Below are 21,260 nucleotides of genomic sequence, written 5' to 3'. Positions count from 1 at the left end.
CGGGCCTCTCGGAAGCGCGAAGCTAGAAATCCTCCATCCAGCGGCGCTGCCGCTCCTGCCACTGACGCTCGCCGATCAGGCAGTCGCTGCTGGCCGTCTCCTGCACCGGCACCACGGCAGGCGCCTGTGGGGCCGGATCGGGCCAGGCATCGGCCAGTTCCATCACCAGCTTGCGGCGGACCGCGGCGGGAAACTGGTCCCATTCGTTGACCGGAATCATGAACGCGCCGGGGCCGCCGATGACGCAATCGGCGTAGTAGCGGTCGAGATCGGGGATCGAGCCCCATGAACTGAAGCCGCCGGTGGTCATCAGCGGCAGCCCGTTGATGACGATGCCGCGGGCGACCGCCGCGTCGCGCGCTTCGGTGACCATGCGGCCCTGGTTGTTCGGCCCGTCGCCGGAAATGTCGATGACCCGCCGCAGGCCGGCATAGCCATTGTCGTCGAAGAGGGTTGCGGCATAGTCGATGGCCGAGGAGATCGAGGTGCGCCGCTCGCGATCCGCCTCCTCCGTCTGCAGGCGATAGGCGAAGCCGTCAGCCGCCTCGCGGGAATCGATCAGCGTCCAGGACACCACGACCGCCTGCGACAGGGTGCCGGCCCATTCGATATAGGCGACGGCGACGCGGCCATGCGGCCCGCCGAGGATCGCCTTCTGCACGTCCTCGCTGCGAAAGGCGGCGGCATAGCCGGCCCGCTGGATCTCCTGTTCGCCGCGATCCATCGACCAGGAGACGTCGACGGCGAGAACCAGCTCGGCGTCGACCCTGATGCCGTCGTCGGGGCTGGCTCCGAGGTCGGAACCGAGATCGCGCAGGCCGCGCTGCTGTGCGCCGGCCGCCGCATGTCCGGTCAGCGCCGGCAGAAGCGCCAGCGCCGCCGACAGGAAGGCAAGGATCAGGGTGCGATGTCCCATTATGGAAGCGTCACGCCGGATGGCCGGCCGCGCAATTCACAAAGGCGTCACCTCGTCCCCCCGCCTTCCAGCGAGGCCGATCAGGCCGCGAGTTCACCGCGGGACGGGTAGCCCTTGTCGACGACGAAGCTCAGCCCGCCGAGGAGATCGTCGAGGCTCGGCCGCGTGAAGGGTACCGTCTGCAGCCACATGGCGTAGATCGTGCCATCCGGGCGCACCGCCACCAGACCTGGCTCGGCAAAGCGCGCCGGCTCGGAATCCTGCGCCTTGGAGGAGATGTAGAGGCCCCATTCGCGGGCGCTCTCCTCGCTGAGGCCGTAGCCCACCGGCATGTCGCCGAGGTCCCATTCGGCCTTCTGGCGCTGGACGCGGGTCTCGTCATCCATCGAGACGGCGTGGACGTTGAAGCCCTTGGCGCGGAATTCCTCGCGGCGCTCTGCCAGTTCGCCGATCTGCTTCTTGCAGATCGGGCAGTGGACGCCGCGATAGAAGAAGACCAGCGAGAAGTTCTCGGGATTGTCGTTCGCCAGATCGAGCTGGTCGCCGTCGCTGGTCGCGACCTTGAGGGCCGGTGCCTTGTCGCCGGGCATGGGCGTCGTATGGGGCATGGAATCGTCCTTTCGATGATGAAAAACGCCGCCGGCGGCATGCGCGGGCGGCGGAAGCTGCGCCAGCAACGGGTGGCCGGGCGGCCCGTTCCATGTCAGCCGCGCAGGCGGACATTCTCCGGGTCGAAGGGACTTTCGCCGATCACCGTGGCGTCGTGGAGCGTGCCGAGGATGCGGATCGTCAGCCGCGTCCCCTCGCCGGCATGGGCCGGATCGAGCATCGCCAGGGCAAGGCTCTTGCCGACCCGCCAGCCGAAGCCGCCATTGGTGGCGCGGCCGACCAACACGCCGTCGGCATAGACCGGTTCGGAGCCGCGGGCGTCGGCATCGGTCACGCCGTGCACCTCGAGGGTCGCGAACTGCCAGCGCAGGCCGTTCTCGCGAGCCGCTACGACCGAATCCCGGCCGATGAAATCGCCCTTGCTGGGATGAACGAACCTCTCAAGGCCCGACTCGAAGGCATTGTATTCGATCGACAGTTCGCGCGGGATCTGGCGGTAGGACTTCTCCAGCGCCATCGCCCCCATGGCGCGAATACCGAAGGGGCGGATGCCGAATTCGGCCCCGGCCTCCATCAAGAGGTCGTAGAGCGCGTTCTGCATCTCGATCGGGTGATGCAGCTCCCAGCCGAGTTCGCCGACGAAATTGACCCGCAGGGCGGTGCAGGCCACCGGACCGACCGACAGGCGCTGTCCGGTCAGCCAGGGAAACGCCGCGTTGGAGAGGTCCGTGCGGGTGAGCTTCGCCAGCACCTCGCGTGATTTCGGGCCGGCGACCACGAGGACGCCGAGCGCATGGGTCACTGGATGCATCGCCACGCTGCCGTCGCCCGGCAGCGCCTTCTGCAGGATGTCATGGTCGATGCCCTCATAGGCGCCGCCGGAGACCAGATAGTAGCTCTCCGCGCCGGCCTTGTAGACGGTGAACTCCGAGCGCACGCCGCCTGCCGGGGTCAGGAGATGGCAGAGCGCCACGCGGCCCGGCGTTTTCGGAACGCGGTTGGCAAGGAGCCCGTCGAGCCAGGCGGCGGCGCCCGGCCCGCTGACATAGGCCTTGGCGAAGGGCGTCATGTCGAGGAGGCCGACAGCCTCGTGGACCGCCCGCACCTCGGCGCCAACATGCTCGAAATAGTTGGAGCGGCGGAAGGACCAGCGCTCGCGGATGCGGCCGGTGTGATCGGCCGGCGCATGATTGTGCTTCATCAGGACGTCGGCGCCGACATCGAGCTCTGCCTCGGGCACCGCATAGCCGTCGGGGGCGAACCAGTTGGCCCGCTCCCAGCCATAGACGGAGCCGAAAACGGCACCGAGCACCTTCTGCCGCTCATAGGACGGCGAGGTTTTCAGCGGCCGGGCGGCGGCGCGTTCCTCGTCGGGATAATGCACCGAGAAGACGTTGGCATAGGCCTCCTCGTTCTTGGCGCGCAGATAGCCTTCGCCGGCATAGGGGCCGAAGCGGCGCGGATCGACGCCGGCCAGATCCACGGTGGGTTCGCCGTCGACGATCCATTCGGCGAGCTGCCAGCCCGCCCCGCCGGCCGCGGTGATGCCGAAGGAATGGCCCTCGTTGAGCCAGAAATTGGTGCGGTTCGGCGCCGGACCGACAATGGGCGAGCCATCGGGCGTATAGGCGATGGCGCCGTTATAGACCTTCTTGATGCCGACCTCACCAAAGGCCGGCACGCGGGCGATGGCGGCCTCGATATGCGGCATCAGCCGGTCGAGATCCTCCTGGAAGAGCTCGTATTCGCTGTCGGCGTCCGGCCCGTCGAGATAGCAGCAGGGCGCGCCGATCTCGTAGGGGCCGAGCAGCAGGCCGCCATTCTCCTCGCGCATGTACCAGGAGGAATCGCTTTCCCGCAGCACTCCCATTTCCGGCAGGCCCTGGCGGCGGCGCTCGACGATCGCCGGATGCGGTTCGGTGACGATGTACTGGTGCTCGACCGGGATCACCGGCACGTCCAGCCCGACCATGCGCCCCGTCCGCCGGGCGAAATTGCCGGTGGCCGAGATGACGTGGTCGCAGACGATCTCGCCCTTGTCGGTGACGATCTTCCACGCGCCGGAGGCGAGCTGCTCGATGGCGCTGACGGTGGTGTTGCGGTGGATGGTGGCGCCGCGGTCGCGGGCGCCGCGGGCCAGCGCCTGGGTCAGGTCGGCGGGCTGAATATAGCCGTCCTCGGGATGCTGGATCGCGCCGAGAATGCCGTCGGTCTCGCAGAGCGGCCAGATCTCCTTCAGCTCTGCGGGCGTCAGCAGCCTGACCGGCACACCGATCGTCTCGGCGACGCCGGCATAGTACATGTACTCGTCCCAGCGGTCCCTGGTGCGCGCCAGCCGGATATTGGTGACGTTCGAGAAGCCGACATTCATGCCGGTTTCTTCCTGCAGCTTGCGATAGAAGCGCACGGAATAGCGGTGCAGCTGGCCGACGGCATAGCTCATGTTGAACAGCGGCAGCAGGCCGGCGGCGTGCCAGGTGGAGCCGGAAGTCAGTTCGCGACGCTCGATCAGGACGCTGTCGGTCCAGCCCTTGCGGGCCAGATGATAGAGCGTCGACACGCCGACCACGCCGCCGCCGATGACCACTGCCCGCGCCCGATCCTGCATGACCACCCCTCGTCTGCCAGACTGCCGTAGCGGCGTGTCGAGCCTAGTGGAGCGGTTGGCGCACACGCAGTCTTTTTGCGACATCGGCTGTCGGGCGAACGGCGCAGCCTGGCTGCCGGCCGACCGGGACCGCCACCGGACCAACCTGCCGGGAGGGTTTTGTTAACCATGTTCGGGGAGGATGCCGTTCCGAGACAGATCGCGATGGGACGGATCCGTGACGCTCATTTCCTCCGTTGACCGACAGGATGCCGGAACGGTGAAATCCGCCCTCACCTCGCCGCTTCTTCTGCTCGCGCTGGTCTGCGCCGTCCTCGCCGCGCTTCTCACCCTGAAGCTGACGCTGCCGATCGGCGCCTTCTACTGGGACCTGTTCATCTATTTCGACGCGGCGAACCGCATCTGGAGCGGCCAGCTTCCCGGCGTCGACTTCTTTACGCCGGTCGGGCCGCTAGGCTACTGGCTCTTCGCCCTGTTCGTGGGGCTGTTTCCCGACGGCCAGCCGCTGCTGATCGCGCAATGGTCGCTCATGGCGGTCACCGCGCCGCTACTGGCGCTGGTGCTGGTCGATATCGACCGCCGTTCGCGGCTCGTCGCGCTGGCGCTCCTTGCGCCGTTCCTGGTCTTCCAGATCCTGCCGATCAATGTCGAGACCTATTACAGCTTTCCCGGTGTGGACGGCTTCGGCATTTACAACCGGCAGATGTGCCTGCTGCTCTACGTGCTGACGGCCGGGCTGGTCTTCGCCCGGGGCCGCATAACGGTGCTGGTGACGATCGCCGGCACGATGCTGGCGCTGTTTCTCGTCAAGATCACCGGTTTTGCCGGCGGCGCGCTGATCTGCGCCTTCGCCTTCGCCGCCGGACGCGTGTCCCTGCGCACGGCGATCGGGGCGCTTGTCGGCTTCCTCGCCGCGCTGGCGCTCCTGGAACTGACGACCGGCGTCGTCAGCGCCTATGTCGGTGATATCGCCGCGCTGGTGGCGCTCAACGAAGGCAGCATCCTGCCGCGCTTCCTGCAGGCGGCCTCAATCCATTTCATGGCCTTCGGCCCGCTGGCGATCCTGATCGCCGCGCTCGCTCTGATCGGGCTGCCCGACATTCTGCAAGCAACGACCACGCTTGTCCGCTCGCGGCGCGTCGCCGCTCTGGCGGCGCTCATCGACCGCGACGTCTTCTGGCTCGGCGTGGTGAGCTTCGCGGCGCTGTTCGTGGAAACCCAGAACACCGGCGGTCTTGCCTTCATCTTCGTCTGGCCAGTGCTCTTGCGCATTCTGGTGCGGGCCGGCGGCGCGCCGACATGGCGGCTGGCGCTGGTCCTCAGCCTCGTCGCCGCCAGTGCCCTGCCGACCTTCGTGCAGGTGATCCATCGCGGTGCCCGCGCCCTTGTCGGGCAGATCGCCTATGTCGATCTCGACGCGCCCCGCCTCGGCACCCTCGCCGCCGTCTCGCAGCGGCCGGAGCTGATCCGGCGCGCCACGGTGATGCTGGACACCTACCAGCGCTTTCCCGAGGCCTTCGACCATCTGGCGGACGAGGAGCAGCTGCCGAGCTTCACCCTCTACAACGAGCCGGATTTCCACCTGACCTGGCTCATGGGGGTCGAGGAGGCGGTCGAGGCGATCGAGGCGCTGGAAGCGGCACGCGGCGTGCGCTTCGAGACGATCATGAACCTGAACTTCGTCAATCCCTTCCCCTGGCTTCTCGACCGGCAGGCGCCGCGCGGCATCGCCATCGGCGCCGATCCGTTCCGCGCAGTGCCGGACCCGGACCAGGCGGTGCTCGCCTCGGTGAAGGAAACGGACCTGCTGCTCTACCCGCTCTGCCCGGTCACCGTGGCCAATCGCCTGCTGCGCGACCTCTACGCGCCGGGCCTGGCCGGCCACAGCCGCATCCAGCTCTCGCCCTGCTGGGACGCCTATGTCCGCAACGATCTGCTGCCACCGCAGTAGCGGCAGGAGTGCCGCCGCGGTCGCCGCCCGCGATCTGGACGTGGTTCTGCAGCACACCCGATCGCGCGTTGAACGGGATCTTGTATCGAGACCGAACGGGTTTCGATAAGACTTCCGGATCTGCCGCTTTCAAGCGTTGAGGAACAGGACATGATGGCAGGGAAGCCCCGCCTCGATATTGGAGAGCAGATGGCGACAGCCCTTTCTCATCGGACGCCCCATTGAGCACGCGAGCTGAAACCGCAGAGCATGAGCTGCTTTCCGCCCTGGGCTGGAGTTCGTTCTTTGCCGAACAGATCACGCCGGACGATGCGGGTTTAGAGCCAGTTCGTATCGCGAGGGTCCACCGCTCGCGGCTCACGGCCCTGTCGCCACAGGGGCCGGTCGAACCGGTCCTGACGTCCGACGTCACGACGAGCGATTTCGCCGTCGGCGACTTCGTTCTCATCCACCCCGCCACCCTCCTTCTCCAGCGCCGCCTCGAGCGACGCTCCGTCATCCAGCGTCGCGTTTCCGGCGGCACGGTTCCGCAGCTTGCCGGGGCCAACATCGACACGCTGTTCATCGTGACATCCTGCAACATGGATTTCAGCCCAGCCCGGCTTGAACGCTATCTTGCCTGGGCCAATCAGGCAGGAATGGAGCCGGTCATCTTGTTGACGAAGGCCGATCTCACAGACGATCTGGATTCATACGAGCATCAGGCCCGCGCGCTGCAGCGCGGGCTCGAGGTGGTGATCGTCAATCCAAAGTCGAGCGATGCGACAGCCTCCCTGGCGCAATGGTGCAAGCCTGGGCAAACGGTCGCGCTGCTCGGCTCATCCGGCGTCGGCAAATCGACCCTGGTGAACACGCTTGTCGGCGTGACCGAGGAACCGCAGCAGGAGACCGGCTCCATTCGGGAAGACGACGCGAAAGGACGTCACACCACGACGGCCCGCTCCCTTCACCCGATTGCAGGTGGCGGTTGGGTGATCGACACGCCGGGGATCCGGACATTGCAGGTCAGCGACGTCGCCGACGGCCTCGACATCTTGTTCGCCGAGATCACGGAACAGGCGGCACAGTGCCGATTTCGCGACTGCACTCACGCGCATGAGCCGGGATGCGCAGTCCAGGCGGCGGTGGCCGCAGGAGCCATCGATCGAGAACGGCTCGAGCGCTGGCGCAAGCTGCAGGACGAGAACGCCGAGAGCGACCGCGCCAAGGCCCCCTGGGCCGGCGGCACAGGCGGAAGGCGCAACAAGAGGCGCTAGGATCAGGTTGGCCAACCCGTCCGAGGAGAGAGCGATGCCTCCAGGGGCCGATCGCGCCCGTGGTGGCCTTGCCACCTGAACCCGCATCGACACGTGCAGCCCCACAACGCGAAAAGGCCGGGCATATGCCCGGCCCTTCCGTGTCTGTCGCCCGGGGCTGCCCGGCGATTATCCCATCTGCGAGCGGATGAAGTCCTTGACGATGGAGACGATGCCGCGGCCGAGCAGCGCGTCCAGTGCGTCGCAGAACTGGTCGACATGGCCTTCGTCGCAGATCAGCGGCGGCTCCAGCCGGATGACGTTGCGATTGTACTCGGTGAAGGCCACCAGCACGTCGTGATCGCGCAGCAGGAGCGCGCCGACGAAGCCCGACAGCGAGCCCTTCAGCTTGTCGTCGAGGATTGCCACCATCGGACGCAGCGCCATCGGCAGGGTCCGCGAGAAGTCGTGGAACTCGAGGCCGACCATCAGCCCCTGCCCGCGCACGTCCTTGACGATGGACGGGTATTTCGCCTGGATCGCCTGCAGGCGCTCCAGGAGATAGGCCCCGACCTCGGCGGAATTGCCGATCAGATCGTCGTCATAGAGGACGTTGAGGCCCTCGATGGCGGTGACGCAGGCCTCGCCGATACCGCCGAAGGTCGCCTGGGCATGGATCATCGCCGTCTTCGGCGTGCCATAGGCCTTCATGTAGACCTCGCGCCGGGCGATCATCGCACCGACGGCGGCCTTGCCGGCGCCCAGCGATTTCGCCAGCGCGGTGACGTCCGGCACCACGCCGTGATGCTCGAAGGCGTAGAAGCGGCCGGTGCGCCCGTAGCCGCACTGCACCTCGTCGGCGACCCACAGGACGTTGTGCTTGTCGCAAAGCGCGCGCACGCCCTGCCAGTAATCCGTCGAGGCGGTGATGATGCCGCCGCCGCCCTGCACCGTCTCCAGCACCACGACGCCGATCTCCGGATCGCTGCGGATGGCATTGGTCAGCGCCTCGAGGTCGCCGAAGGGCACCTTGCAGGTGTTGCCGACCAGCTTGAACTCACCCTGATAGAGCGGCGAATCCGTCAGCGACAGGACGCCCTTGGTCTTGCCATGGAAGGAGTTCTCGGCATGGACGATCTTGCAGTTCTTGCGGCCCGAGGCGCGCTCGGCGACCTTGATCGCCGCTTCCATGGCTTCCGAGCCGGAGGAGCCGAGGAACACCATGTCGAGATCGCCGGGCGAGCAGGCCGCCAGGTTCTTGGCCAGCGCCGAGGCGTATTGCGACAGGAAGGCGATGGCGATCTCGTGCCGGCGCTCGTCCTGGAAGCGCTGGCGCGCCTCGATGATGCGCGGATGGTTGTGGCCGAAGGCCAGCGAGCCGAAGCCGCCGAAGAAATCGAGGATCTTCCGGCCGTTCTGGTCGATGTAATACATGCCCTCGGCGCGCTCGACCTTCACCTTGTGAAAGCCGAGCAGCTTCATGAAATGAAACTGGCCGGGATTGATGTAGTCCTTGAACAGGTCCGCCATCGTCTTGACGTCGAGCGCCTTGGCGTCCTCGACGGTCAAAAGGTTCGGCTTGGCCGGCCCGCGACGATGGGTCGGGGCGAGGCCGGGGTTCGCAGCCATGGGACGGTCGAGCATCGTGTCTCTCCTCGCTAAGGGTCGGCTCACTCGGCCGGCTGCGGGTACGAACCGGCGGCGGGGGCATGGCCCCCGCGCTTGGCCCGATATTCGGAATAGGCGGCGATCAGCATGTCCCCGTCACGGTACTGGGGCACCCAGCCGAGGTCGCGCTCGCCCTTGCCGACGTCCAGCACGCACATCTCGTCGGCGATGAGATATTGCTCGGGATCCATCAGCGGCATGTTGATCAGGTCGAGGAAGTCGAGCGTGCGCTTGACGGCCCAGCCCGGTGTCGGGATCAGCAGCGACTTCGAGCCGGCATGTTTGACCAGGTCGCCGAGGAGCTTCTTGACCGGCGGCGGGTTCAAGGAGCCGAGATTGTAGGCCTCGTTGGGCACGCCCGCCTTCCAGGCCAGCCGCGCCGCCTCGGCGCAGTCAAAGACCGAGATGAACTGATACGGGTTGCGCCCCGAGCCGATCATCGGCACCGGCAAATTGGCGTCGATCAGCTTGAACAGCTTTTCCAGGATGCCGAGACGGCCGGGGCCGATGATCAGGCGGGGCCGGAACAGGGTGATGTCCATGCCACGCTCGCGCCATTCGGCCGCCAGATGCTCGGTGTCGAGCTTGGACTGGCCATATTCGCCGAGCGGCGAGACCGGGTGCTCCTCGGTCATCGGATAGACCTTGGTGTGACCGTAGATCATGTCGGTGGTGAAGTGGACGAGCTTCGTCGCGCCCGCCTCGCCCACCGCTTCCATGATGTGCTTGGTGCCGTGGTAGTTCACCGGATAGAAGAAATCGTGGCGCTTGGCCCGCGGCATGATCGGCGACAGCATCTTGGCCGACAGATTGTAGACCATGTCGTCCGCCGCGATCGGCACGGCGCGCACGGCGGCCGGATCGGTGACGTCGGTGTGCAGAAACTCGCACTGGGCGTAATGCGGCAGGTCGCTCTTGACGATGTCGGCGACGAGGACGCTTTCGCCGTCGGCGACGAGCTTCTGGGCCAGGTGGCGGCCGACGAAACCGTCGCCGCCGAAGAGAACGTGCTTCATCGGGAAACCTCGTTTGCAGGAGCCTGGGCGACGTCGAGCGCGGGCTCCTCGCCGTGAATCGTGGTGCCGCCCTGGGCGATCAGGATCGTGCCGACGCAGATCAGGCCGATGCCGGCGATGCGCAGGGCGTTGAGGTCCTCGCGGAAGACGAAATAGGCGAAGACCGCCACCGCCACATAGGCCAGCGACAGGAAGGGATAGGCGAAGGACAGTTCGACCTTGGACAGGACGTAGAGATGCGAGGCCATGGAGATCACAAAGGTGCAGAGCCCGAGGAACACCCAGGGGCTAAACACGATCTGCAGGATCTTCAGGATCGGGTTGACGCCGGCAAAGCTCAGCGGCCCGAGCTGCATCATGCCGTATTTCAGCATCACCTGCGCCGCGGCGTTGGTGAACACCGTGAACAGGATGAAGGGAAGGAATTTCGCCATCGGCACTGCCTCGTTCCAACGTCCGGACCGGCCGGATCTGCTGAAGCTGATCTAAGGGAAACCCGTGTGATATGTTTTAAGATCGGCGTATTCGCGCCGCCGGACCACCGACGGTTCATGTCACGGTAAACAAACCCTTTGCCGCAACCTGACGGCTTTACAGTTGCTTGGGCGTCTTCGTTGATGTCGTGTCGAGCCGCAGCGCCGTCCGCTTCCAGAAATTGGAAACGATGGCCGGGTCGCGCAACGCCTCCAGTTCGCGCCAGCGTGGAAAGCCCGCTGCGAAGGTGTCCGGCGACATGCGGGCATCCTTGTAGGGATTGACTGCACCGCCGGCTGCGACGGTGATCCGGTCGAGCTCGGCGAGCAGTCTCAGGGTGATCTCGCCGCGATGGGGAAAGTCGAGGGTCAGCGTGTAGCCCGGCCGCGGAAAGCTGGTGAGGCCGGGGCTCGGCCTGTCGCCGAACCGTTTCAGCACCGTCAGGAACGAGCCCTGCTTGTGGCTGCGGGCGCATTCGATGAGAGCGCGCACGGCATCCGGGCCCGTGGTCGTCGGCACGACGCTCTGGTGCTGGTGCAGACCGCGCGGGCCATAGAGCCGGTTCCACCGGCCCACCCGGTCCAGCGGATAGAAGAACTGGTCGAAGGAGACCAATCTTTGCGTCGTGCCGGGGCGGGCCTTGCGATAATAGGCCTCGTTGAAGGCGCGCAGCGCAAGGCCGCGCAGCGGGCTGATCGGCGGGGTAATGGGCACCGCCGCGAGCGGCGCGCGGGCCAGGCCGGTCCGCTCGCCATCGCGGGCATGGTCGCCGGCGATCAGATGGCCGCGGCCCAGCGCCCGGCCCGTGGCCAGCGAGTCGATCCAGGCGACGGCATATTCGTGGCGTTTGTCCGCCGCCTCGGTCAGCTCGAAATAGTCGGCCAGGTTGTCGAAGCGGGTGGTCGTCTCGGCGATCGTCAGCGACGGCACCTTCAGAAGCCGGATCGTCGCCTCGCGGATCAGCCCGGTCAGGCCCATGCCGGAGATCGTCGCGGCGAAGAGTTCGGGATGGGCGTCGCGGCTGCAATGCAGGCGCTCCGCGTCCGAGCGGTCGAGCACGATCGATTCCACCCAGGCGCCGAAGGTGCCGCGGCGGTGGTGGTTCTTGCCGTGGATGTCGTTGGCGATGGCGCCGCCCAGCGTGACGAACTGGGTGCCGGGCGTCACCGGCAGGAACCAGCCGGCCGGCGCGACACGGCGGGTGATCTCGCTGAACAGCACGCCGGCATCGGCGGTGAGGAGACCGGTCTGCGGATCGAAGGCGTGGATGCGGGCGCCCGGCCGGCTGTCGATCAGCGTGCCGGCATCGTCATGGCAGCTGTCGCCATAGGAGCGGCCATTGCCGAAGGGCAGGAAGGTGCCGTCGCCGTCCCCTTCCCGCCCCTGCACCTCGGCGGGCGACAATCGCGGCAGGTCGCAGCCGGAGAGCGCCCGGCGCGGCGTGCGGGCCGACCGCCCCCAGCTCTCGTAGCGGGCCTCAGACAATGGCGGCCAGGAGGAACAGGAGACCGCCGCCGGCGATCATTACCTGGCTGCGCCAGTCGCTCATGATGAAGACGACCGGGTCCTCGTGCATCTGGTTGCGGCGAGCGAGAATCCAGATCCGCACGATGATGTAGAGAACCAGCGGGCACAGCGGCCAGACGAGGAAGGGCTCGGTATATTGCTCGGCGCCCTCCATGCTGTCGATATAGAGCGCCAGGACCAGCACCGAGGCGAAGCCCGAGGCCATACCGGCCTGGCCGAGCGTTTCCAGATCGGCGTCGACATAGCCGCGCCCGGTCGTCGCCCGCCCGGCGCCGATGCCGAAATCCCGCAGCTCGGTGAAGCGCTTCACCAGCGCCAGCGACAGGAAGAAGAACAGCGAGAAGGCGAGCAGCCAGAACGAGGTCTCGACGCCCGAGGCTTCTGACCCTGCGACGATGCGTGTGGTGTAGAGGCCGGCGAGCGTCAGAACGTCGATCAGCAACATGCGCTTCAGGGCGAAGGAATATGCCGTCGTCGTCACAAGGTAGAGTCCCAGTACGACCAGATAATAATCCGGCAGGAACAAGCCGATACCCAGCGAAGTGCCGAGAAGGGCGGCCGCTAGCGTGATGCCGGTGGGGATCGCCAGCGCGCCGCTGGCAAAGGGCCGGTTGCGCTTGGAGCGATGCCGGCGGTCGGCGGTCAGATCAAGCAGATCGTTGAGGATGTAGACGGCCGACGCGGCGAAGGAGAAGCTGATGAAGGCGAGCATGGCGCCGGCCAGCATCTCGATATTGAAGAATTCGTGGGTCAGGACCATCGGCACGAAGATCAGAACGTTCTTCAGCCATTGATGCGGCCGCATCGCCTTCAACGCCGGGCGCAGCCGGCCGCCGGCATCGTCGATCCGTTCGGCGCCGGAGCGCTTCTGCCATCGCGCCGCGGCCCGGTCCGGCGCCACGACCAAGGCCTCTTCCGCCTTGTCCAGAAGGCAGATGTCCTCGTGGGAATTGCCGACATAGTCGAAGCCATCCTCGCCGCATTCGTCGAGGATGCGGTCGAGCTTGCGATGCGCGGTTAGATTGACCGTGTCACAGGAGCACATGACCGCATCGAACAGTCCGAGATGATCGGCCACAGCGTGGGCAAGTTTCTCGTTGGCGCCGGTGGCCAGCACGATGCGGCGGCCCTCGGCCCGCGCGCGCCGCAGCCGTTCAACGACCTCCTCGCGATAGGGCAGCAACGCCGGATCGAAATCGATGGCGTGGGCGAGTTCGGCCTTCAGGCGCGCCTTGCCGGCGGCGATCCAGCCGGGCACCTGCAGCATGACCTGGGGCTTCTGGCGCGCCGCCAGGAACAGGGTTTCCCAGAGAAGATCGCTGTGGATCAGCGTGCCGTCGAGGTCGACGAAGATCGTCGTCTCGGTCTGCGGAGATCTGGCGTCCAACGCTTGGCTCCTCCTGCCGTCTCCTCTGCCGGGAGATCGCGAAGCTGAAGGTCGGTTGTGGCGCAGACGAGTTTCGGCCCGGTGAATTTCCGGTCCCCACCAACCGAAAATCGAGGGCAAGCTGCGGACGTGGTGAAGAGATCGCAAAGATCGCGTGCGGTCCCATGGCAAAGTCGGGTTTAGTACGCTGGCGGACGCAGCGCTGCCTTGCGAGGCCTCCGCCTGCCCTCGCCGGCGCTTAGCCACTCTTCGGCTCCAGGCCGTTCTTCGGCTCCGAGGCCGGCGCGTGTCGCCGGCTCAGTCGTTGAGCGCCATCAGGGCATCCCGGTCCTCGAGAATTACGTGCCGGGTGGATGGCAGGGTGATCACCTGGTCGCGTTCGAACTGCGACAAGGTCCGCGACACCGTCTCGATGGTCAGGCCGAGATAGTCGGCAATGTCCTGACGGGTCATGGCGAGATGGACCGTTGCTGGCTCCTCGTCGTCGGCCATTTCGATGAGAAAGGCGGCGACGCGCTGGGCGGCGCTGCGCCGACCCAGCAGCAGCGCATGCTGCTGGGCGCGTTGCAAGCACTGCATGGCGAAGTGGAAGATCTGCGGCGCCATCTGGTCGTTCCAGGCCGCCGCCGCGGTCAGGCCGCGCCAGCGATAGGCGACGATCGTGCAGTCCGAGACTGCCTCAGCCGACATTCCATGGCTATCGCCGAGTTCCAGGCCGAAGATGTCGCCGGCCGAATGAAAGCCCTCGATCTGGCGCCGCCCGTCGCTCAGGAACTTGCAGGTGCGCACGACGCCGCCGACGACCTTGTAGAAGGAGCGGACCTCGCTGCATTCGGCGTAGATTTCGCTGTCCTGGGCAAAGTTCAGGACCTGCCCGGCGATCGCAACGCCGCCGGTCTCAGGCCGCGGCGCCGCCTGCGTACGGGCACAAAAGGCCTGTGCCGCCAGATGTCCTGCTGTGGAGTTCCGCTCGCTTCGCGTTGCCAGAGCAGTTGTCATCGGAACCTCCTGATGCCGTCCAAGTCGATGACCTGTTGTAGCGGCAGCAGGACCGGCTCTGAATTCGGTTTGGTCCTAAGGGATTCCACGTATTCGAAGGACGCTGGCGTCTGACGACCGGTGCCGTTTGGTAATATCGCGCAGCAGTCCGTTGGTGTTCTCGTTGGTGCCGCGCTGCCAAGGGCTCTGCGGATCGCAGAAGTAGACCTCGATGCCCATATCGATCTTGAGGGCGGCGTGCTGGGCCATTTCGGCGCCCTGAACCCAGGTCAACGAACGGGGCAGCTCCTCAGGCAAGGTCACGATGGTGCGGGTGATCGCATCGCGAACAGCGTCGGCGCCATGACCCGCAAAGGGCGGTCCGTTCTTGGCTTGCGGTCCGTTGCCATGTCCTTCGAGTCGCGGCAAATGCAGTAGCATTGTGAAGCGCGTCGTGCTTTCGACGAGCGTGCCGATCGCCGAGTTATTTAGCTCAAGAATGAGATCGCCTTCCCAAGTGTCCTGGCAGTGCTCAGTCGGCCGCTTCGGCCGGGCGTGGACTTGCCCGGCTTTTGTGGAGAGCGTTTAGCTCATTTCCCGGGCGTTTCGCTCGAAGGCGATGGGCCTCTGGAAGCCGAGCGATGAATGGCGCCTGACAGGGTTATAGAACCCGTCGATGTATTGGGCGACGGCGTTTTCGGCCTGCTTGCGGGATTGCCATGCGACCTGCCAGATCAGCTCCGACTTGATGGTCTTGAAGAACGTTTCCACCATCGAGTTGTCGTAGCAGTTCCCGCGCCCGCTCATCGAGATCAGGATGCCGCGCCTTCGGAGCAGCGCCTGATAGTCGACAGAGCATTCGACTTCACCGCGACTGCGAACCTCAACAAGATGCTGGTGCTCGAGCTGGCGCGGTGCGAGTTCATCCTGCGCCGGGAGAACGTCATCGCCCTCGGCAACTCCGGCACCGGCAAGAGCCATGTGGCCCTGGCTCTTGGACTGGCCGCCTGCCAGAAGGGGCTCACCGTCACGTTCACCACGGCGGCGGCTCTCGTTCACCAGCTCATGGAAGCCCGCGACGAGCGCCGTCTTCTGAAGCAGCAACGCGATCTTCAGACGGTGCAACTCCTCATCGTCGACGAGCTTGGCTACGTGCCGCTCTCACCGACGGGCGCCGAGCTTCTGTTCGAGGTGTTCTCGCAGCGCTACGAGCGCGGCTCCACCATCGTAACCTCGAACCTGCCGTTCGAGGACTGGACGAGCGTCCTGGGGTCGGAGAGGCTCACCGGCGCGTTGCTCGATCGCCTGACGCACCACGTCCGTATCCTGACGATGAACGGCGACAGCTACCGCCTCAAGCAGTCCGCCGGGCGACGCCGGGCTGCCGCGGCAAGGGCGGAGCAAAACCAGGCCACCGCCGAGACCGTGGATCCCGATACCGGCGAGATCAGTGCCCCCTGATCCTCAGGATAGACCGCGCGACATAGGAAAGGGCCCGATCGGGCCCTTTCCTATGTCGCGCCCCTGTCGGCCAGGTGGCCTGCTTTTACCCCGTCCCGCTGGCCTGGTTTTGCTCCGACGTTGACACTCCGGGAAACCCGGGGTGTGTGTGGATGCCCCCTTTTTGGCAAGCGTAATCTTCGGTCTTTCGGCGGCGGGGTCTTCGATCGGACGTGTGTCAGGCCTCTCGATGTGGCCTTGATGACGCCACGGGCCAGTATGCTGTTCGGAAAGCGGGGTTCACATCGGTTCAGAGAGCTGCAATGCGCTCGGGCCCCGGGTCTGAATGTCCCTGCCTTGAACTTCGAAGTCCGTGTCGCCTACTCCTCGTCGATCGCTCACCCCGGCCTTGCGGCCATGCCGTGACTTTCCCCCGAAGGGCTTCAGGTCACGCCATCCGGTAATCTTCCTTCTTCACGCTCAACGCCCAGATCATGCGCGCCATCTTGTTCGCAAGCGCGACAGCGGCGACCATCTTCGGCTTTCGCGCGACGAGATTCGCGAGCCAGCGGTTCGCACTACCACCCTTGCGGACCACCCACCGGATCACGCTCATGGCGCCGACAATGAGGAGCCGCCTGATGTCGGTCTGGCCCATTTTGCTGACCGACCCCAGCTTGGACTTGCCGCCCGTAGACCGCTGCCTGGGCACGAGGCCCAGCCAAGCTGCGAAGTTGCGCCCGCTGTCGAACGTGTCGAGGTCCGGCGCGAAGGCCGCAACGGCGCCCGCCGTTACCGGCCCGATCCCCGGTATGGTGCAGAGCCTTCGGAGTTCCGTGTCCGTCTTCGAGGCTGCCTCCAGTTCATCCGCCAGCCGCTCGATCACCTCCGTGAGCCGCGCGATCTGCTCGAGATAGATCGCGCCCATCTCTCGCACCACGGCAGGCAGATCACTGGCCTCGTCAGCGAGCGCGTCCTCCAGCACCTTGAGGCTCGCCGGCCCCTTCGGTGCCACGAGACCGAACTCGGCCAGATGACCACGAAGCGCGTTGATCAGTTGCGTCCGTTGCCGCACCAGACACTGGTGGGTGCGAAAGGCGACTGCACGGCCCTGCGTCTCGGTGCTCTTCACTGCCACGAAGCGCATCGAGGGTCGCGACGCCGCCTCCGCAATGGCCTCGGCATCCGCGCGATCGTTCTTCTGGCGCTTGACGAAGGGCTTCACGTAGACGGCCGGAACCAGCCGGACCTCATGGCCGTGCGCCTGCGCCACCCGACCCCAATGATGCGACGTCGCACAGGCCTCCATCGCAACCACGCAAGCCGGATGGTCGGCCAGCAATGCAATCAAACGCGGCCGCGACAGCGCCCGATTGTAGAGAACCGCCCCATCCGGCCCAACGGCGCAGACCTGAAAGCTTCCCTTCGCCAGGTCGATCGCCAACATGCTGATTTTCGTCATTGATGCGCCCTCCGCTTGGTTCCTGTAGAACCGTCATGGCATACAAGATGCCGCTGCGTGGGGGCATCCACGGCATCAGTTCATTTCTGGCCAACCCGTGCTTCGTCTTGATACCAGAGCGCAATCCGCTTGTCGGGATGGTCGACGTTTGCCGCCTTCAGGGCCTCGGCGAGCCCTTTTTTTAAAGCGCGCCTGGCGCCCCGGATCGCTCTGAGGGTGGGTTGGCCGGGCTTTCTGGTGCGGAAAGGCCGTTACGGCGCAGGATGCGCGACAGGCTGGCGGGATGAACACGCTTGTCGAGCCGCGCCTCGATCCAGCGGGAGAGTTCCGCCAGTGTCCAGGTGGACACGCCCTCCTTCTTCGGATCCGGCCCGCGGAAGATGATGTTGGCAAGGCTCGCCTGTTCGGCCTCGGTGAGAGCTTCGGGCGGATGCCCCTTTGTCCGATCGCGCAGGCCCGCAACGACACTCGGCGTTATAGCGCCACACCCAGTCGCGCAGCGTCTGCCGGTCCATGCCCGCCGCCTCGGCCGCTTGCATCCGGTTTATTCCCGACAGCGCGCCCGCCAGCGCCAGCAGACGGCTCGCCACCCTTCCGTTGGTCTCTCGCCGCGCCAGAGCCCGAAGCTCCGCAGCCGATAGATCCTCGTTGATTTTCAGCCATCGCTCGTTCCTTCCCTTGCCGAAAACAGGGAATCACGATCACCCACGACAAGAAAATCGCAACTGAGTCAGATCAAGCGCGGGCCGGTATCAGGGCGACGCGGCGCCGAGGACGCTGCGTCAGCCCATCCGGCGCAGCCAGTCGGACGAATAGGGCTCCAAGACGTCCCCGAAGCGCAGTCGCTCGCCCGTTTGCGGGTTCACGAGGCTGCAATCGGCGATCAGGCGGCCTCTCGCCGCACCGCCGACGAAAGTCAATCTGCCGTCGCGATCGCGGCTGTCGCGATGCTGAGACGGCCAGGCGTAGGGGGTGACGATCAGTTCCATCACCGGCTGAGCGAGGTCGCGGCGGAGAAAGAAGGCGTTCACGCCGCTGGCCCCGGTGCCGGCGAACACATACCCCTTCTCCTCGGCGAGTAGCTTGAGCGCCGCGATCGAAGCACCGAAGCAAAGGCCGCTATGATGGGCGGCGAACCGGTCGAAATGCGGCTCGTAGGGCACGGTGAGAGGTGTAGTGTCGCCGAGCACCGGATTGACTTCGCAGATCACAATGGCCGGCGAGACGGACGTCACCGCTTTCCAGATCCAGTAATCGTTGCCATCGACGTCGATCGAGAGGATGCCGATCGGCCCTGTGAAGCCAGCCTCCTCCAAGAGGTCGTCGATGTTCTCGGCCGTGACGAAGGCGGTCTCGGCCGTCAGGTCGTGCTTCCAGAACGATTGGCTGGCGGACAGCGTAGCCATGTTGGCGGCGCTGCCGTCCATGACCAGGCCTTTCCAGTTCCGGTGATGCAGGAGAAAACGGCAGTTGGCCTCTCGGAAGGTCTCGACGCCGAACTCGACGAACCGTTGGTCCTCGAGATCGAGATGGCCGACCAGCCACTCGATGATTCCGTCCTCTCCCCATTGCGAGAAGACCCGGAACTCGACGTCGGACAGCCTGCCGATCGGCTGCCCGCGCGGCAGCTCCCGCGCCGCCATGCTTCCCTGCAGGAGCAGCGTCCGCTCGGTGAAATCGGTCAGAACCAGACGGTTCATGGCGGAGTGCCCGGCGGCCTCGCGGGCCGACGCTTCGGTCCGCTGGAGCCCTCCGGCAAGGTTGGCGAGCATTGCTTTGAGATTGCTGAACATAGGGTCGCCCCCTCGGCGGTCCGCTCTTTCAGCGGCTCAATTGCGGTCCGGCGAGGTAGGCACGATAGGCATCCCTCAATCCGTCGGCGAGCCGGATCCGGGCTTTCCAGCCGAGAGCCTCGAGGCGCGAGACGTCGAGGAGCTTGCGCGGCGTGCCGTCAGGCTTCGAGGGATCCAAGACCAGCCTCCCGCGATAGCCGACAGTTTCCGCGATCAGTTCGGCAAGCTCATGGATCGTGACGTCCGTTCCCGTTCCGATATTTACGAGTTCCTCGCCCGAATAGACCTTGAGCAGGTGCACGCAGGCGTCGGCCATATCGTCCACATGCAGGAACTCGCGACGTGGCATACCCGTGCCCCAGACCACGACCTCCTCGGCCTCTGAGATCGCCGCCTCGTGGAAGCGCCGGATCAGCGCCGCCGCGACGTGGCTGTTCTCGGGGTGATAGTTGTCGCCGGGGCCGTAGAGGTTGGTCGGCATCACGGAGATGAAATCGCTGCCGTATTGGCGGCGATAGCTCTCGCACATTTTGATGCCTGCGATCTTGGCGATCGCATAGGGCTCGTTGGTCGGCTCGAGCGGGCCGGTCAGCACCGAGTCCTCGCGCAGGGGCTGCGCGGCCAGCCGGGGATAGATGCAGGACGAGCCGAGGAACAGCAGCTTGGAAACTTGCTGTTCGTGGCTGGCGTGGATCAGGTTGGCGGCAATCGCCAGGTTCTCATAGATGAATTCGGCGCGCAGAGTATTGTTCGCGTGGATGCCACCCACCTTCGCCGCCGCAACGATCACCACGTCGGGGCTCTCGCGGGCAAGGAAACGGCGTACGGTGGCCATGTCGACGAGGTCGACCTCTGCGCGGTCGGCGACGACAACGTCGCAGTTTTCCGCTGCAAGCCGGCGCACCAAGGCCCCGCCCACCATGCCCTTGTGCCCGGCGACGTAGACGCGACGTCCGACAAGGCGGAAATCAGCGGCGTCCACTGGCCGCCTCCGCGCGCGCATTCTCAAGGTCAGTTCGCACCATCTCCCGGACGAGTTGTGCGAAGTCGATCTCGGGCACCCAGCCCAGATCCTTTTGGGCGTGCGATGCGTCGCCGATCAGCAAATCCACCTCGGTCGGACGGAAGTAGCGCGGATCGATCCGCACCAACGTCCGGCCGCTTGCCGCATCGATGCCGACCTCGTCGACGCCCTGACCCTGCCAATGGATCGTCTTGCCCACTTCGCGGAACGCGACGTCCACGAACTCACGGACGGAGCGGGTCTCGCCAGTGGCTAGTACGTAGTCCTTCGGCTCGTTGGACTGGAGGATCATCCACATGCCACGCACGTAGTCCTTAGCGTGGCCCCAGTCGCGCTTTGCGTCGAGGTTGCCAAGGAACAGGCAATCGTCGATGCCGAGCTCGATCCGCGCAACGCTGCGGGTGATCTTGCGCGTTACGAAGGTTTCGCCGCGAACGGGGCTCTCATGATTGAAGAGAATGCCGTTCGCCGCATACATCCCGTAGGCCTCGCGGTAGTTCACCGTGATCCAGTAGCCGTAGAGCTTGGCGACGGCATAGGGCGAGCGCGGATAGAACGGCGTGCTTTCGCTCTGCGGCACTTCCTGCACAAGCCCGTAGAGCTCCGAGGTCGATGCCTGATAGTAGCGCGTCTCCTTCTCCATGCCGAGGATGCGGATCGCCTCGAGCAGGCGCAGAACGCCGATGCCATCGGCGTTCGCGGTATATTCAGGGCTCTCGAAACTGACGGCCACATGGCTCTGCGCGGCGAGATTGTAGATCTCCGTCGGGCGGATGTCGGCCATAAGACGGATCAGATTTGTGCTATCAGTCATGTCGCCATAGTGCAGGCGAAACGGAACCTCCCCCTCGTGCGGGTCGAGGTAGAGGTGGTCGATGCGCTGCGTATTGAAGGAGGAGGAGCGACGCTTCAGGCCGTGTACCTCATATCCCTTCTCCAGCAGGAGTTCGGAGAGATAAGCGCCGTCCTGTCCTGTTACGCCGGTGATCATCGCGACACGGCGCGAATTTGAATTAGCGATCATAGGACTCCGACTTTCAGAACATGAACCAGAAATCATACGCTCTCCCGGGAACGGCAAAGGCGCGAAACGGCGAGAGATGCGGCACGTGTATGCCGCAACAGTGCGTGGCCTTCAAGCGTGGACTGCGGCGTTTCCTTGGAGCGAGAAG

General features: G+C 65.5%; 16 protein-coding genes and 3 pseudogenes. 3 read left to right on the top strand and 16 right to left on the bottom strand.

The window, feature by feature from the left end; translation table 11 throughout:
• Positions 1–22: 22 nt before the first annotated feature.
• The 3 genes from N7I30_RS20130 to N7I30_RS20120 all read right to left on the bottom strand — a co-directional run bounded on the left by N7I30_RS20130 (position 23) and on the right by N7I30_RS20120 (position 4,133).
• Complete coding sequence (locus N7I30_RS20130) at positions 23–916, bottom strand: DUF1194 domain-containing protein (RefSeq protein ID WP_498640906.1); 894 nt, start codon at positions 914–916, stop codon at positions 23–25.
• A gap of 80 nt (positions 917–996) precedes the next feature.
• Entirely contained in the window at positions 997–1,524 is a 528-nt protein-coding gene (locus N7I30_RS20125) for a peroxiredoxin-like family protein (RefSeq protein ID WP_491391239.1), read from the bottom strand.
• Positions 1,525–1,619: 95 nt separating this feature from the next.
• Positions 1,620–4,133 carry a GcvT family protein gene (locus tag N7I30_RS20120; RefSeq protein WP_498640905.1) on the bottom strand — a complete coding sequence of 838 codons (2,514 nt, stop codon included), beginning with the start codon at positions 4,131–4,133 and terminating at the stop codon, positions 1,620–1,622.
• Between the two features lie 259 nt (positions 4,134–4,392).
• Between N7I30_RS20120 and N7I30_RS20115 the strand changes: the two genes are divergently transcribed.
• Positions 4,393–6,084 carry a hypothetical protein gene (locus N7I30_RS20115; RefSeq protein WP_491391167.1) on the top strand — a complete coding sequence of 564 codons (1,692 nt, stop codon included), beginning with the start codon at positions 4,393–4,395 and terminating at the stop codon, positions 6,082–6,084.
• 221 nt (positions 6,085–6,305) lie between these two features.
• Positions 6,306–7,340 carry a ribosome small subunit-dependent GTPase A gene (gene rsgA, locus N7I30_RS20110; RefSeq protein ID WP_491391166.1) on the top strand — a complete coding sequence of 345 codons (1,035 nt, stop codon included), beginning with the start codon at positions 6,306–6,308 and terminating at the stop codon, positions 7,338–7,340.
• Between the two features lie 168 nt (positions 7,341–7,508).
• On the opposite strand, the gene N7I30_RS20105 is transcribed toward rsgA, so the two are convergent.
• The 8 genes and pseudogenes from N7I30_RS20105 to N7I30_RS20070 form a co-directional block, all read right to left on the bottom strand.
• The gene (locus N7I30_RS20105; RefSeq protein WP_491391169.1) at positions 7,509–8,948 is read right to left on the bottom strand and encodes an aspartate aminotransferase family protein; all 1,440 of its coding nucleotides are present in this window, start codon (positions 8,946–8,948) and stop codon (positions 7,509–7,511) included.
• 41 nt (positions 8,949–8,989) lie between these two features.
• On the bottom strand, positions 8,990–10,003 hold the full coding sequence (locus N7I30_RS20100) for an NAD-dependent epimerase/dehydratase family protein (RefSeq protein ID WP_498640904.1): 1,014 nt from the start codon (positions 10,001–10,003) through the stop codon (positions 8,990–8,992).
• Positions 10,000–10,437 carry an EamA family transporter gene (locus tag N7I30_RS20095; protein WP_024351380.1) on the bottom strand — a complete coding sequence of 146 codons (438 nt, stop codon included), beginning with the start codon at positions 10,435–10,437 and terminating at the stop codon, positions 10,000–10,002. Before N7I30_RS20095 ends, N7I30_RS20100 begins: the two co-directional genes overlap by 4 nt.
• Before the next feature lie 157 nt (positions 10,438–10,594).
• Complete coding sequence (locus N7I30_RS20090; RefSeq protein ID WP_498640903.1) at positions 10,595–11,962, bottom strand: FAD-binding oxidoreductase; 1,368 nt, start codon at positions 11,960–11,962, stop codon at positions 10,595–10,597.
• Positions 11,955–13,391 carry a UbiA family prenyltransferase gene (locus tag N7I30_RS20085; RefSeq protein WP_498640902.1) on the bottom strand — a complete coding sequence of 479 codons (1,437 nt, stop codon included), beginning with the start codon at positions 13,389–13,391 and terminating at the stop codon, positions 11,955–11,957. Before N7I30_RS20085 ends, N7I30_RS20090 begins: the two co-directional genes overlap by 8 nt.
• Positions 13,392–13,688: 297 nt before the next feature.
• Positions 13,689–14,390, bottom strand: coding sequence for a helix-turn-helix domain-containing protein (locus tag N7I30_RS20080; RefSeq protein ID WP_498640901.1), 702 nt, complete (start codon positions 14,388–14,390; stop codon positions 13,689–13,691).
• A pseudogene (locus N7I30_RS20075) lies at positions 14,387–14,931 on the bottom strand (IS30 family transposase); the annotation flags it as partial. The pseudogene N7I30_RS20075 and the gene N7I30_RS20080, both read right to left, overlap by 4 nt.
• Positions 14,932–14,954: 23 nt before the next feature.
• A pseudogene (locus N7I30_RS20070) lies at positions 14,955–15,242 on the bottom strand (integrase core domain-containing protein); the annotation flags it as partial.
• Between N7I30_RS20070 and istB the strand changes: the two are divergent.
• Positions 15,225–15,830: pseudogene (gene istB / locus N7I30_RS20065) on the top strand (IS21-like element helper ATPase IstB); the annotation flags it as partial. The pseudogenes N7I30_RS20070 and istB sit on opposite strands and share 18 nt — an antisense overlap.
• Before the next feature lie 427 nt (positions 15,831–16,257).
• On the opposite strand, the gene N7I30_RS20060 reads toward istB, so the two are convergent.
• The 5 genes from N7I30_RS20060 to gmd form a co-directional block, all read right to left on the bottom strand.
• Positions 16,258–17,271, bottom strand: coding sequence for an IS110 family RNA-guided transposase (locus N7I30_RS20060; RefSeq protein WP_475362138.1), 1,014 nt, complete (start codon positions 17,269–17,271; stop codon positions 16,258–16,260).
• A 181-nt stretch (positions 17,272–17,452) separates the two neighbouring features.
• Positions 17,453–17,620, bottom strand: coding sequence for a winged helix-turn-helix domain-containing protein (locus tag N7I30_RS20055; protein WP_498640900.1), 168 nt, complete (start codon positions 17,618–17,620; stop codon positions 17,453–17,455).
• Between the two features lie 433 nt (positions 17,621–18,053).
• A complete protein-coding gene (locus N7I30_RS20050; RefSeq protein ID WP_498640899.1) occupies positions 18,054–18,914 on the bottom strand; it encodes an FkbM family methyltransferase in 861 nt (286 codons plus the stop codon).
• 178 nt (positions 18,915–19,092) lie between these two features.
• A complete protein-coding gene (gene fcl, locus N7I30_RS20045; protein WP_498640898.1) occupies positions 19,093–20,067 on the bottom strand; it encodes a GDP-L-fucose synthase in 975 nt (324 codons plus the stop codon).
• A complete protein-coding gene (gene gmd, locus N7I30_RS20040; protein ID WP_498640897.1) occupies positions 20,033–21,112 on the bottom strand; it encodes a GDP-mannose 4,6-dehydratase in 1,080 nt (359 codons plus the stop codon). The genes fcl and gmd overlap by 35 nt, the downstream gene beginning before the upstream one ends.
• Positions 21,113–21,260 lie beyond the last annotated feature (148 nt).

This window comes from Aurantimonas litoralis, from assembly GCF_026153195.1.
GTDB lineage: Bacteria > Pseudomonadota > Alphaproteobacteria > Rhizobiales > Rhizobiaceae > Aurantimonas > Aurantimonas coralicida.
The sequence above is the reverse complement of the archived record's forward strand: the minus strand, read 5'-3'. Positions and strand labels throughout refer to the sequence as shown.